This is a genomic window from Bartonella sp. AC62GZZY (assembly GCF_042196525.1).
In the GTDB taxonomy this organism is placed as follows: Bacteria; Pseudomonadota; Alphaproteobacteria; order Rhizobiales; family Rhizobiaceae; genus Bartonella.
This window is the reverse complement of sequence record NZ_JBHIQN010000001.1, coordinates 107,099-121,231: the sequence shown is the minus strand read 5'-3', so window position 1 is coordinate 121,231 and position 14,133 is coordinate 107,099. Positions and strand designations below refer to the sequence as shown.

9 protein-coding genes are annotated in these 14,133 nt (G+C 37.6%); 4 read left to right on the top strand and 5 right to left on the bottom strand.

Features of this window, described 5'->3' with window-relative positions:
• Positions 1-273: 273 nt before the first annotated feature.
• A complete protein-coding gene (gene recG / locus ACFIML_RS00555; RefSeq protein WP_375687130.1) occupies positions 274-2,382 on the top strand; it encodes an ATP-dependent DNA helicase RecG in 2,109 nt (702 codons plus the stop codon).
• 395 nt (positions 2,383-2,777) lie between these two features.
• Here recG and glmS read toward each other — a convergent pair whose 3' ends face one another.
• The 5 genes from glmS to ACFIML_RS00530 all read right to left on the bottom strand — a co-directional run bounded on the left by glmS (position 2,778) and on the right by ACFIML_RS00530 (position 8,337).
• Complete coding sequence (gene glmS / locus ACFIML_RS00550; RefSeq protein WP_375687128.1) at positions 2,778-4,601, bottom strand: glutamine--fructose-6-phosphate transaminase (isomerizing); 1,824 nt, start codon at positions 4,599-4,601, stop codon at positions 2,778-2,780.
• Between the two features lie 172 nt (positions 4,602-4,773).
• Positions 4,774-6,138 carry a bifunctional UDP-N-acetylglucosamine diphosphorylase/glucosamine-1-phosphate N-acetyltransferase GlmU gene (gene glmU, locus ACFIML_RS00545; RefSeq protein WP_375608324.1) on the bottom strand — a complete coding sequence of 455 codons (1,365 nt, stop codon included), beginning with the start codon at positions 6,136-6,138 and terminating at the stop codon, positions 4,774-4,776.
• Positions 6,139-6,152: 14 nt separating this feature from the next.
• Positions 6,153-6,938: a cytochrome c biogenesis CcdA family protein gene (locus tag ACFIML_RS00540; protein WP_375687125.1), complete on the bottom strand. Its 786-nt coding sequence runs from the start codon at positions 6,936-6,938 to the stop codon at positions 6,153-6,155.
• A gap of 46 nt (positions 6,939-6,984) precedes the next feature.
• A complete protein-coding gene (locus ACFIML_RS00535) occupies positions 6,985-7,974 on the bottom strand; it encodes a carboxypeptidase regulatory-like domain-containing protein (protein ID WP_375608338.1) in 990 nt (329 codons plus the stop codon).
• 39 nt (positions 7,975-8,013) lie between these two features.
• Entirely contained in the window at positions 8,014-8,337 is a 324-nt protein-coding gene (locus ACFIML_RS00530; RefSeq protein ID WP_375606652.1) for a HesB/IscA family protein, read from the bottom strand.
• A 108-nt stretch (positions 8,338-8,445) separates the two neighbouring features.
• On the opposite strand from ACFIML_RS00530, the gene ACFIML_RS00525 reads away from it, so the two are divergent.
• From ACFIML_RS00525 to ACFIML_RS00515, 3 genes are all read left to right on the top strand, one after another.
• Positions 8,446-9,648, top strand: a complete 1,203-nt coding sequence (locus ACFIML_RS00525; RefSeq protein WP_375608325.1) for a deoxyguanosinetriphosphate triphosphohydrolase — start codon at positions 8,446-8,448, stop codon at positions 9,646-9,648.
• Between the two features lie 30 nt (positions 9,649-9,678).
• A complete protein-coding gene (gene argS, locus ACFIML_RS00520) occupies positions 9,679-11,436 on the top strand; it encodes an arginine--tRNA ligase (RefSeq protein WP_375608326.1) in 1,758 nt (585 codons plus the stop codon).
• A gap of 150 nt (positions 11,437-11,586) precedes the next feature.
• Complete coding sequence (locus ACFIML_RS00515) at positions 11,587-14,091, top strand: SPOR domain-containing protein (RefSeq protein ID WP_375687123.1); 2,505 nt, start codon at positions 11,587-11,589, stop codon at positions 14,089-14,091.
• The last annotated feature ends 42 nt before the right edge of the window (positions 14,092-14,133 follow it).

Here is a 14,133-nt window from a genome sequence, read left to right as displayed (position 1 = left end):
TCCCACATAGAAAAAATGCCCTAATTTTATTGATATTTATAAGAGAGTTCTATCAAGAAAGTACCTCTATTCACAGCAAATAAATACCTAAAATAAAAAGAAGCAAAATATGCCATAAGCACTTTCATTTTTTTATTTTATTTCTCTTTTAAAGATAATTTCTCTTTTTACAACGCAATGTGTAAATAAAATATCATCTTCTTTAATGACTTTATCCCCAAAAAGCTCTTCTAAAGGTCTAGAAAAAACAAAAAGAGCAGGTTAAATTTTCTCATGCCTCCAAGTCTTCTTGCCCCTCTTTTCAACTCTATTCGAACCCTTTCTGGTATTACACCTAAAGTCTATGGCTTACTGACCAAACTCTTAAATGTTAATCCTACACAACGGGAAGCAACCCTTATTGATCTCCTTCAATTAATGCCCCATTCCGTTATAGACCGCAGAATGCGTCCCAGCATTGCTTGTGCAAAAGAAGGAGATACTATTACACTTGAAATTGTCATCGATAAACATCAACCACCCCCACGTGGTCATAACCGAATTCCCTATCGTGTTATTGCGCATGATCAAACAGGAAAAATAAATTTAGTCTTTTTTCATGCTCAACCTCTTTGGCTAAAAAAACAACTTCCCGAAGGCAAAAAAGTCGTTGTATCAGGAAAAGTTGAATGGTTTAATGGACAACTTTCAATGGCGCATCCAGACCATATCGCCACAAGCGAACAATCAAATCAGATACCTCTCATCGAACCGATTTATCCATCTACCGCCGGACTCACTGCAAAGACGCTAAGACGTGCCATAAAAAACGCTCTCGATTTTATTCCTCTTCTACCGGAATGGATAGATGAAAATGTAAAAAAACAGCAAAATTTTCCTTCTTTTTCTGTTGCTTTACGCCGTATCCATGCGCCCATTAATCCCGATGATCTATCCTTAGAAAGTACAGCACGCAAACGTCTTGCCTATGATGAATTGTTTGCTTGTCAATTGGCACTAAGCCTCGTGCGTTTAAAAACCAAATCTCTTATTGGCGCTTCTCGACCAGCTACTGGAATTTATACTAACAAATTGCTCAATATCCTCCCCTTTCAACTTACAACCGGACAAATAAAAGCGGTAGAAGATATCGCAAATGATCTTGCTTCACCAGAACCGATGCTAAGACTGCTCCAAGGTGATGTAGGCGCAGGAAAAACTGTCGTTGCATTAATGGCAATGGCACAAATTGCTGAAAATTCAGGACAATCAGCTTTAATGGCACCAACCGAAGTGCTGGCTAGGCAACATTTTGCCACCATTGCCCCTCTTGCCGAAAAGATCGGATTACAAACAACGCTTTTAACAGGACGAGAAAAAGGAAAAATGCGGACAAATATCTTGAATGATATTTTATCAGGTCAAGTTTCTATTGTCATTGGAACCCATGCTCTCATACAAAACAGCGTTACTTATAATAATCTCGCTTTAACCATTATCGATGAACAACACCGTTTTGGTGTCCATCAACGTATTGCCCTTACAGAAAAAGGCAATCAACCTGATATGCTGGTTATGACCGCCACGCCCATTCCCCGCACCCTTGTCTTAACAACTTTTGGTGATATGGATGTCTCTAAAATTACAGAAAAACCAATTGGGCGACAACCTATTACAACAGCAACGCTTTCTTTGAAACGTCTTCATGAGCTTATAGAGCGAATTGCAATTGCATTAGAAAAAGGAGAAAAGCTTTATTGGATTTGTCCTTTAGTGGAGGACTCTACAGCTCTTGACCTTACTTCAATTGAAAACCGCTTTGCATTTCTTCATGAGCGCTTTGGAGCACACGTTGGTATGATCCATGGAAAAATGTCTACAGCAGAAAAAGAAGCAGCTATGGCATCTTTTAAATGCGGCAATACACGCATTTTAGTAGCAACCACTGTTATTGAAGTGGGGGTAGATATTCCAGATGCTTCAATCATTATTATCGAACACGCGGAACATTTTGGACTTTCACAACTGCATCAATTGCGTGGACGTGTAGGACGAGGCAATAAAAAATCTTCCTGCATTTTGCTCTATAAAGATCCACTGACTAAAACAGCAGCAACACGCCTTAATATTATCCGCAATACAGAAGATGGTTTTGAAATCGCTGAAGAAGATTGGCGCCTACGAGGCGAAGGAGAGCTTTTAGGTACAAAACAATCCGGAGTCCCTGAATTTCATATAGCAAACCTTGCAGTTCACAGTGATCTTTTGTCAATGGCAAGAAAAGATGCTCGTTTATTTTTACAACGCGATCCTCATCTTTCTTCTGAGCAAGGACAAGCTTTACAGTTACTCCTTTATCTTTTCGGACACGACGATGCTACACGTCTCTTACGATCAGGGTAACTCTAGAAAAGAACTTTTGATAAAAAATAAAAACACCTCTCTATTCAAATATGATTTTCTTTCTTGAAATAACCCATAAATAACTTAACGTAATCCCTACCCTATCTTTATGCCTCATGAAAGAATAACAAACCAACGGCAAATCTTCTCTTACAATCTGGATGACTCTTGCGTTAAAACAATAAAAGCACTCTTGCGCTCTTTTTGCCATTATATTCACATAACTGATCTATTTTTGATAGGTAAGAAGATATTTTTTGTTTTATTGTAAAGATTGAGAAAGAAAAAACCTTTCTTCAGTATTCTCGTTCAACAGAGAAAAATGAAAAAACAAATTTCATTATAAATTAATTTCTTACATTTGATTATTCTCCAAAAGATTCAGAAATATACTTTTATTCAACCGTAACTGATTTTGCTAAATTACGGGGTTGATCAACATCTGTTCCTAATAAAACAGCCGTATGATAAGCGATTAACTGAATGGGGAGAGCATAAATAATAGGGGCAATAAATTCTGAAACATCTGGCAAAATAATCGTTGATAAAGTCTGAAAACAAGCTGCTTCTGCTCCTTTTTTATCGGTTATTAAAATAATACGACCATTGCGCGCTACTACTTCTTGCATATTAGAAAAAGTCTTTTCAAACCATCGATCATAAGGCGCCACAACAATAACGGGTATTGTCTCATCTACCAACGCAATTGGCCCATGCTTCAACTCACCCGCCGCATAACCTTCAGCATGAATATAAGAAAGCTCTTTCAATTTAAGGGCTCCCTCCAAAGCAATCGGATAAGAAGTTCCACGTCCCAAATAAAGGACACTTTTTGCATTCACCAAATCACGACAAATAGCTTCAATTTTGCCTTCTAATTTTAATACCTCATTTAAAATACGAGGAACTTCTGCCAACTGCTGAACCAATTGCTGTTCCATTTGAACTGTAAGATAACCACGTTGTTTAGCAGCACTAAGAGCAAGTGAAGCAAGCGTTGCCAATTGACAAGTAAAGGCTTTTGTTGAAGCAACACCAATTTCTGGTCCGGCAAGTGTTGGGAGAATAAAATCAGCCTCCCTTGCCATTGTTGATTGTTCAACATTCACAATTGTTGCTGTTTTTATACCCCGTTCACGACAATAACGCAAAGAAGCCAATGTATCCGCTGTTTCACCAGATTGAGAAACAAACAATGATAACGCATCAGACGTTATAGGAGGTTCGCGATAACGAAATTCCGAAGCCACATCATTATCAACACTTAAAGCGGCAAATTTTTCAAACCAATAGCGCGCAACTAAGGTTGAGTAATAAGCCGTTCCACAACTCGCAAAAAGAAGCCGATGAATATTTTTCCAATCAATCAAATTCTCAAGTGGTCGAACTGCATAATTCCCAAGATCAAGATAATGCGCCAAATTATGAGAGATCACTTCAGGTTGTTCAAACATTTCCTTGTGCATAAAATGACGATGATTACCCTTAGAGATCAATAAAGCCCCTTCAAGTAATGGTGTCACAGGACGTTTTATCAGTTGGTTGTTGGCATCGTAAATTGTGACACCCTCCCGTGTGATAACAGCCCAATCCCCATCTTCCATATAGCTAATATGATCAACGAATGGCGCTAAAGCAATGGCATCTGATCCCACAAAAAATTCATCTTTTCCATAACCGATTGCCAGCGGTGGACCAGAACAAGCCGCAATCATAAGATTATCTTCACCTTCAAAAATAAGAGCAATAGCAAAAGCCCCCTGCAACCGTTTCCAACTTGTACGCATGGCTTCTTGCGGAGAAAGACCACTTTTTAATGCACGCGTTATTAAATGTGCAATAACTTCTGTATCTGTCTCTGTTTCAAAGATATAACCATCCTCAATGAGTTCCTTTCGTAATTCTATAAAATTTTCAATAATACCATTATGAACAACTGCAAGCTTTTTAGTTACATGGGGATGCGCATTGCGTTCAACAGCAATTCCATGCGTAGCCCAACGGGTATGGCCAATCCCTAAACTTCCCTCCAGAGGTATTTTTTTTAATTTTTCTTCTAAACGAACAAGTTTTCCTTCAGCACGTACACGATAAAGATGCCCATTATGGACTGTCGCCACCCCAGATGAATCATACCCTCTATATTCAAGACGTTTTAAACCCTCAACCAAAGAAGACGTAACACACCTCTTTCCAAGAATTCCAATAATTCCACACATTAAAAAGCTCCAACCCACATCTTAAGATTTAAATCTTATAAAACAATCCAACAACCTTTATTTAAAACTGTAAATAATAAAATAATTCAAACATGGAGTACGGCAATCTTTAAAAATAAATCGCCTCTCCATCGTTCGATCAGCACTAAACAAAGAAATAGACTGAAAATGATCATTTTTTTTGTTTGTTTTCTGACAATTTTTTCTCTAACAAGCGCGCACGAAATTTTGTCGCATAGCCCTCTTTTATAACCTGTCGTGCACGCCCAAAAGCCATACTGTTCATAGGAATATTTTCAGTAATAACACTTCCTGAAGCAACATAAGAACCATCCCCTATCACCAATGGAGAAACAAGCGCCGTATTAGATCCAACAAAAGCATGATCACCAATCATCGTTTTATATTTGTTAAATCCATCATAATTGCACGTAATCGTACCGGCTCCAATATTGGTATGTGCACCAATTTCGGCATCACCAATATAACTCAAATGATTAATTTTAGAAGCTTCTCCTACCTTAGCTTGTTTAACTTCACAAAAATTTCCAACCTTTACAGCCTTCGCCAACTCTGTTCCAGGACGCAAACGTGCATAGGGACCAATCTGTGCATCTCTACCAACCACAGCACCTTCGAGATAACTAAATGCATGAATAACCGCACCAGAGTGTATTTTTACGCCTAACCCAAAATAAATATTTGGCTCTATCACCACGCCTGGTTCAATTTCTGTATCATAAGAAAAATAGACTGTTTCTGGTTTTAAGAGTGTAACACCTGATAACATTAAATCGTATGCTTTACGTTTCTGCCATAAAGAATCAGCCCTCGATAGCTCAAAACAATTATTAATTCCTACAATATCTTCAAAAGGAACTTCAACAACGCGTACATCTAATCCTTCACGTGTTGCAAGAGAAGCAACATCTGTTAAGTAATATTCTTTTTTTATATTGTTATTATCAACCTTCTCTAAAAGAGAAAGCGCATGTTTTCCGCGCATAGCGAGTATTCCACCATTACAAAAAGAAATCTTTTTTTCTCTATCGCTAGCGTCTTTTTCTTCTACAATTGCGATCAATTTACCATTTTTCTCGAGAAGACGCCCATAACCTGTTGGGTTTTGGGTATGAAAACCTGCAAAAACAACATCTGCTCCATCAACAAGCTGTGCACGCATTTGGTGCAATGAATCTTGCTGAATGAGAGGCGTATCCCCAAAAACAATGAGAACATCATCCACTTCCTTTTGCAAAGCTAAACGAGCAGACAAAACAGCATGGGCAGTTCCTAAACGCTCTTTTTGTTCAAAAATCATTACATCTTTTACAAATGACTGAACAACGTGCGTAACCTCCTTAGCACCACATCCCACAACAACGGCTAATTGCGAAGAGCCAGCCAATTCTATTTGTTTTAAAACATGGCATATAAGAGGCAATCCAGCAATTTTATGAAGTACCTTAGGCAGAGGCGATTTCATGCGCGTCCCCTCACCTGCAGCAAGAACAATAGAAAGACAACTTCTAACCATAAAAACACATAAGACTAACGAGAAAATCCAAAAAAATTCATAATATTGTGCCAACGAATATCTTCAATATAACTCAACGAAGGATAATGTTCTAAAAGCCAAAATGAAATATCCTGCATAGAACCTGTTAAAAACAAAATCCCTGTAAGAAGAAGAAAAATACCAATAATTTTTTCAACTTTTCCTAAATGAATACGAAAAGCGCCTAAAAATCGCATAAAACTGCTCGAAAATAAAGCTGCCAACACAAAAGGGACAGCAAGACCTAATGCATAAACTGCTAAGAGAATAGCTCCCTCGCCCACCGTCTCTTTTGTTCCAGCAAGCGTTATAATAGGCCCTAAAATGGGGCCAATACACGGTGTCCAACCAAAGGCAAAAGCTAAACCAATAATATACGCGCCTAAAGGACCAGCAGGTGTTTTATGGGTCTGAAAACGCGCTTCACGAAATAAAAAAGCGATCTTGAAAATCCCCAAAAAATTTAAACCAAAAATAATAATGACAATTCCAGCAGCAAGTGCAAACCAATCACGATAATAACCGATGAATTTCCCAATTGTGCTAGCACTGGCACCTAAAGCAACAAAAACAGTCGTAAACCCAAGAACAAAAGCAATAACAGAAGACAATAAAGTCCACCGTATAAAGACTTTCTCATCACGATTTTCTGAACGAAAATCATCAATACCAATCCCTGCCATATAACACAAATAGGGAGGAACTAACGGCAAAACGCATGGTGACAAAAAAGAGAGTGCCCCAGCAAAAAACACACCAACTGTTGAAACTTCAATCAAAACTCATACCCCATCTCTCATCATAGTTTACCCCCATGAACAACGATCAATCCACATCTTCATCAATTCGTTGCATATTTTGTTCATTCGCCACCACACTTATATCTTCATCATGACCAGAAACGACTGAAAAAACTTTTTGATAAATTTTATCTTTATTTTTAGCAATTGCAATATACTCTCCCTCCGCTAACACGAGTGAAACATACGCACCAACTGTTTCATAAACGATATCACCAGAATCATTGGCAAGAGACCAACTTGTATCTGCAAGTGCTTCTCCTCCTTCTTGTCGGACCAGCTTTAAGACAATTTGAGCGGCCTGATGTTCAAGAGTAGCTTCTGTTATTTTACCAGCATCCACTTGAATATCCGAACGAGCCGTCGCATTAATAGAACCATAATGGGAAGCAACATGGTAGCGGCCAGCTTTTAAACGCACAACTGAGTGGGGTTTAACATTTGATATAATCACTCCCGTATCATCATTTTCTTTTTCATCCTCATAAATGGTAAAACGGAGTTCCTTTTCATTCATTACGCCATTGAGCAGTGTTGCATTTAAAATAACACCACCAGCCTTAAGATTAAAGTTTTTTACAAGACTTTGCCCATTTTCTAAACGAATATGGCGCACAGCACTCGTGTGACCAAATGAGACATGAACAAGATAATTTCCTGGTTCGAGATTAAAACGTGCACTTCCCCCCTTATAGGTTGCCACTAATGGTAATTTATTATCAATCCCTAGAATAGGGGCATAAACCCGCCAGACAAGCCCTTTTTCAATATCCGGATGACTATTTGTTAATCGAGCATTCAAAATGAGTTGTGTTTGAGATGCTAAGTTTTCATTTTCCTGCTCTTGAGTCTTTACAATAAAACTCCTTGATTGTCTCTGCTGCTGATCTTGCCCTTCTCCTGCTTCAGAAAAAGCACAGTGACTCCAAGTCAATAAAGCAAGCACCACGCACAACCATACACATCGGTGCACTATTTTTATAAGAATACCCATTTTTGCATTGTTGACCAACATGATCTTTTTTTCAAGAAACAATATCACACAGCCATCATTTTAAATTGAGAAACTTACACCACAACCACATGATGAAACAGCATTGGGATTGTGGACTTGAAAAGACTGCCCCATAAGATCATCAACAAAATCAATCTCAGCTCCTTCCATAAAAGGAAGTGATAGTAAATCAATAAACACAACTGCCCCGTCTTTTTTGAGAACGAGGTCATCTTCACACATTTCAGAAACCAAGTCATATTTATAAGAAAAACCAGAACACCCACCACCTTCAACAGAAATACGTAATGCTATTTTATCGGGTTCACGCAAAAGTATCTGTGCAATTTTTTTGGCAGCAACATCTGAAATTTTCACATTCATTTTATATATCCTTGCATTAAACCATCAAGAAAGAGTATCCTACACTCAAAGAGCAGTTTATTTGTCATAAACCACTCTCAATTTTAAGATGATAATAGACAGCTTGCAATGGATATAGGAAATATCGACTTCAATTACCAATCTCGAGCAGTATACAGTGCTCATCCACAAACAAGCCGTGGTCGATTATACCATGAAACGATGAGCACCACACGCTCACCTTTTCAACGAGATAGAGATCGTATTATCCATTCTAATGCATTTCGACGTCTTAAACATAAAACGCAAGTGTTTATTGCTGATGAAAGCGATCATTATCGTACTCGCCTAACCCATTCCATAGAGGTTTCTCAAATTGCAAGAACATTAGCCCGTGCCCTGTGTCTTGATGAAGACCTTGCCGAAGCCATTGCCCTTGTTCACGACTTTGGACACACACCCTTTGGCCATGCTGGAGAAGATGCTCTTAATGAAGCCATGGTATATTATGGCGGCTTTGATCATAATGCACAAGCATTACGCATTGTAACAAAACTAGAACAGCGCTATGCAAATTTTGATGGACTTAACCTTACATGGGAAACCCTCGAAGGACTTGTAAAGCACAATGGTCCCCTTTTAGGGCCTTACGCGAAGAATAAGGAGGTTCCTATCGATATTTTACAATACAATGTAAAGCAAGATCTTGCACTCGATTGTTTTGCAGGATTAGAAGCGCAATGTGCTGCTATTGCAGATGATATCGCATACAATGCGCATGATATTGATGATGGTCTACGTTCGCAATTTTTAACACTCGATCAATTTGAACATGTTTCACTAACAGCAGCAATATTAAAAGATATAACAGATGAGCATCCCCACCTCGACCAAACGCGTCGCGGTTACACACTTGTACGAAGACAAATAACAACCATGGTTGAAGATGTTATCAAACAGTCACAAAAAAATTTAGCACGCATCAAACCAACAAGCATAAACGATATTCACCAAGCAAAACAAACCATTGTTACCTTTTCACCGACAATGACCGTTTATGAAAAAGAACTAAAAAACTTTTTATTTAAAAATCTTTACTACCATGAACAAGTTCTTAGTCGTCGCAATGCAGCAAAATGCATTGTACAAAAATTATTCAATTGTTATTATGAAAATCCAAATACAATGCCTGAAAGTTGGCAGAGCAAAGCAGTGCACTTAAAAAATCAAGAGTTAGCACGTTTGATTGCTGACTTTCTTTCAGGCATGACGGATCACTACGCTCTACGTGAATATCAGCGTTTATTTGACCATACAGATAATTTCGTTTAATGGCTTTTGGCATCATCATGGAAGCTAAATATGAACATCTTTAAAAACTTCGAAAAAAAAATTAAGAGATCAATTGAATTATCTGATATAAAAGGAAAAAATGGAGAAGATCTAGATTTATCAAAAATCACTGTTGATCCTCCGCGTGATTCCTCCCATGGTCATTTATCAACCAATGCTGCTATGGTGCTTGCAAAATCTATTGGAATCAATCCACGTGCACTTGCAGATAAAATCATAGAACTTCTTAAAAATGATTCCTCTATCGAAAATATAGATGTTGCCGGTCCTGGTTTTATAAACATAAAGCTTACAAAATTATTTTGGCAAGATGCTATAAAATCTATGCTTGAATTAGGCACTTCTTATGGTCGTATTCCAATGGGACAAGGAAAATGCGTCAATGTTGAATATGTCTCAGCAAATCCGACAGGACCAATGCATGTAGGACATTGCCGCGGAGCGGTTGTTGGGGATGTTCTCTCCAATTTGCTACAATTTACGGGCTATAACATTACAAAAGAGTATTATATCAATGATGCGGGTCAACAAATCGAAGTCCTCGCCCATTCGGTACTATTGCGCTATCGTGAAGCTCTTGGGCAAAAAATTAATGAAATTCCAGAAGGACTCTATCCTGGAGAATACTTGATACCATTGGGTCAATCGCTTGCTCAAGAGTTTGGTGACCAACTCCTCACAATGGATAAAGATGAAGCCTTATCTCTTGTGAAAGAACGTGCAATTCATGCAATGATGTCCATGATTCGCGAAGATTTGGCTGCTCTTAATATTTATCATGATATCTTTTTCTCTGAGCGAATGCTTTATGCAGATAATGCACGTGCCATTCGTAACACTATCAACGACCTCACTTTAAATGGTTATATCTACAAAGGAAAACTCCCCCCTCCCAAAGGACAAAACACAGAAGACTGGGAACCAAGCGAACAAACTTTGTTCCGTTCAACAAATGTCGGTGATGACCAAGACCGTGTTTTAGTCAAATCTGACGGTTCTTACACTTATTTTGCTGCTGATGTTGCTTATTTTCGGGATAAATTTAATCGTCATTTTGATGAAATGATTTATATTCTAGGCGCAGACCATGCTGGCTATGTAAAACGACTAGAGGCAATGGCAAAAGCGATTTCTGGTGATAAAGCCAAATTAAGTGTTTTCTTATGTCAATTGGTAAAACTCTTTCGCAACGGTCAACCTGTCCGCATGTCAAAAAGAGCAGGATCATTTGTCACTCTACGGGATGTTGTCGAAGAAGTTGGTCGTGATCCTGTGCGTTTTATGATGTTATACCGTAAGTGTGAAGCGCCTCTTGATTTTGATTTTGCAAAAGTAACAGAGCAATCAAAAGATAACCCCATCTTTTACGTACAATATGCAAGTGCACGTTGTCACTCAGTCTTTCGTCAAGCACAAGAAGCGCTTCATATTAAAAGCTTTTCAAATGATACATTGATTACCTATCTTCATCGATTAACAGATGACCATGAAATATTGTTAATACGCAAACTTTCTGAATATCCACGTATCATTGAACAGGCCGTAGTTCATAAGGAACCGCATCGATTAGCGTTTTATCTTTATGACCTTGCCTCCAGCTTTCACACCCATTGGAATAAAGGGAGTGAAAACCTCAATTTACGCTTTATTCAACCCGATGATAAAGAGTTATCCTTTGCAAGATTAGGATTGATACAAGCTGTTATCAATATTTTATCATCAGGGCTTACCATCATAGGAGTCGAAGCACCCATAGAAATGCGTTGAAAAAGTTCTATAAATACATACAATAGGTACTCTATTGATAAACTTTTTCATGTATCCTTGCATGAGAGGGGGAAAATTTATAATTTTAATATAACAAATCAAATCAACCATTGATTGCACGTAAGTGCAAACCATCATGTGAGAAAAGCTATGAGCGATAACGATCGCAAAAATCTACACGAAACAAAACACGATCATGAACACCATGATCCTTTAGAAAGGCTTACGCGCATTTTTAATCCGCACAAACAAAGCGGAAACCAAAATGGGCAATCTTCTTTAAAAACAGATCAATCAACATCTCACCCCGAAATATCATCCCATGATGATGATTTTGATTTGTCCTTTCTAGAAGAGGAACTTGAAAATAATTTAGCACATGACTTACCGTTTGATGATCAAAAAAAACAATGGGGCTTGCATGCAACCAGCAACGCAAAAGCCTCAGATATTGCACAAGCTGCTTCTTTCAACCATTCAAAACAAAATAATTTATCTGAAGAGAAATATTCTTCATCTAACAATCATGATGAAGAACAAATTTTAGATGCGCTTTCTCCATTACCAATCCCCAAAAATCAATCACATCAACAGAAAACAACAGCAACCAGTGCTGATCCTTTTCTTGAAAAAAGTAATCTTATGTCACAATCAGAATCAGAAAATTTCTTTTTTGATAAATCTGAAAGGCGTGAAAATAAGAGAGAGACACCAGAAGATGTTGAACAAACCAATCGTTTTTCACAAATAAATTCACAACAACCTGAGGCTACGAATATACAAAAAACTTATGATGACAATCAAAACCTCTATGACACTCCTATAAACCATCCCTATAAAATTTCAGCTGATCAAGAAAATTGGATTAAAAAAGATTATCCTGATTCCTCCTCTTCTACAGAGGAAAATGAGTTTTTCTCATCTTCTAATCTTGTGTCAGAAAGACAAAACACTACAAGAAATCAAACAACAAGTACCTTCTCCTCACCTTTAGATTCTCCACCAGTTGATAGACAATCTTATTTAAAGGGAGCTTCACAAGAAGATCATAAAACCAATTATCCCCATTTTTTTGAAGAAAACCCCTCACAACAAGAAACTTATAGCGAAAAAGTTCCGATATATGATGAGGCTCGAGCCCAATACATCAATAACGCCGAAGGTGCGTCTAACCCAAATAGAGAAATTTCATATAATGAAAATAATTTAGATGAGTTTCTTTCCTCATCCCCCTCTTTAAATACAAAACAAACGGATGACTTTTTTACCCATAACTATACGCACAGAGATACTCCCCCTCCCAATGTTGATACTTATAAATTTTCAGAGGAAATCGTAGAAAAAACTGGCCCTATTATGGTTCCAGAAGTTCCGTATGAAGCGCCAGAATATGATGTGCCAACTAATGGTGGTTTAGAAGAAGAATTTGCTGATGTACTCAATGTAGGGAATGTCCCAACGGATAATTTTTCTCAAAAACAACAGAAAAATGAGGTTTTTAGTGAAATTTTTCATCAGTCTATGCAAAATTCAAAAGAAGGTGTTTATATAAACTCTAAAGAACAAAACTCCGACTATTTTTCTTCTGCCAATATGGAATATAATTTTCCCTCTTTTAGCGAGAATTCATCATACACAAGCTCAGATGAGGTTCCCACGCATCCATCAGCTCCTCCTCCCTTAAAAAGTTTTATTTTTGGTAAAACTTTCATTAAAGGTTTTTTTATACTTATTTTAATAGGAATTGGGTTTGCTGGTTATTCTCACTTTTTTATGCCATCACAAAAAAATCAAGAAACGGTCATTATCCACGCTGATAATACGCCTTTTAAATTCAAACCAGAAACAACTGAAACGAAAAATGATGTTGCACATAATTTAGATATCTATAAACAAACAACTGAACAAAATGAGAAACAAGAAAATACACAACAATTTCTTATTGATAACTCTGAACAACCTGAAAATTTAAAAGAATTAAACCCTGAAGAATCTTCAAGCGTTTCCTTATCGTCTTTAAATGAATCTGATGTTGAAGATGCAGTCACAGAAGCCATAAATCATACTATTCCAATGCGAGAAGTACAAACTGTTATTGTCAATCAAGATGGTACAGTTACACTAGCCCCCGCGCATCAAACAAACAGCAAAACTGCTGCTCAATCTGAAGAAAGCATTGATCAAGCTTCTAATGAACTTCAAGATTCGTCCCATGATTCTGATATAAACGACCAAGAAAGAGATCATGATCTCAAAAATAATATTGATAAAATAATCGCAGAAAATAATTCTAGCTCAAATATTGAAGAAAAATTTATCCCAATTCCTTCTCATGCAGAGAGAAATGCACAAGTCGAAACAGAGACTGCATCTCGCCCCACCTCATCAAACAGAGTTGCACCACAAAATTCAGAAAGTTATTATGTACAACTTGCATCTCAACCAACGCATGAGCTAGCTAGAGATTCTTTAAAAAATATGAAATCTAAATTTGGGTTCCTTATCGGTGCCCGTCCTTTAAATATTCAATCCGCTTTTATACCAGGAAAAGGCACTTATTACCGTGTTCGGATTCAAGCGCAAGACCGTAATGAAGCCATAATCCTTTGTGAATCCATTAAAAGTTCTGGTGGAAGCTGCTTCATCACACGCTAAACCAATAATGCAGCGGTTTTAACAACCGTTGCATTATTTATT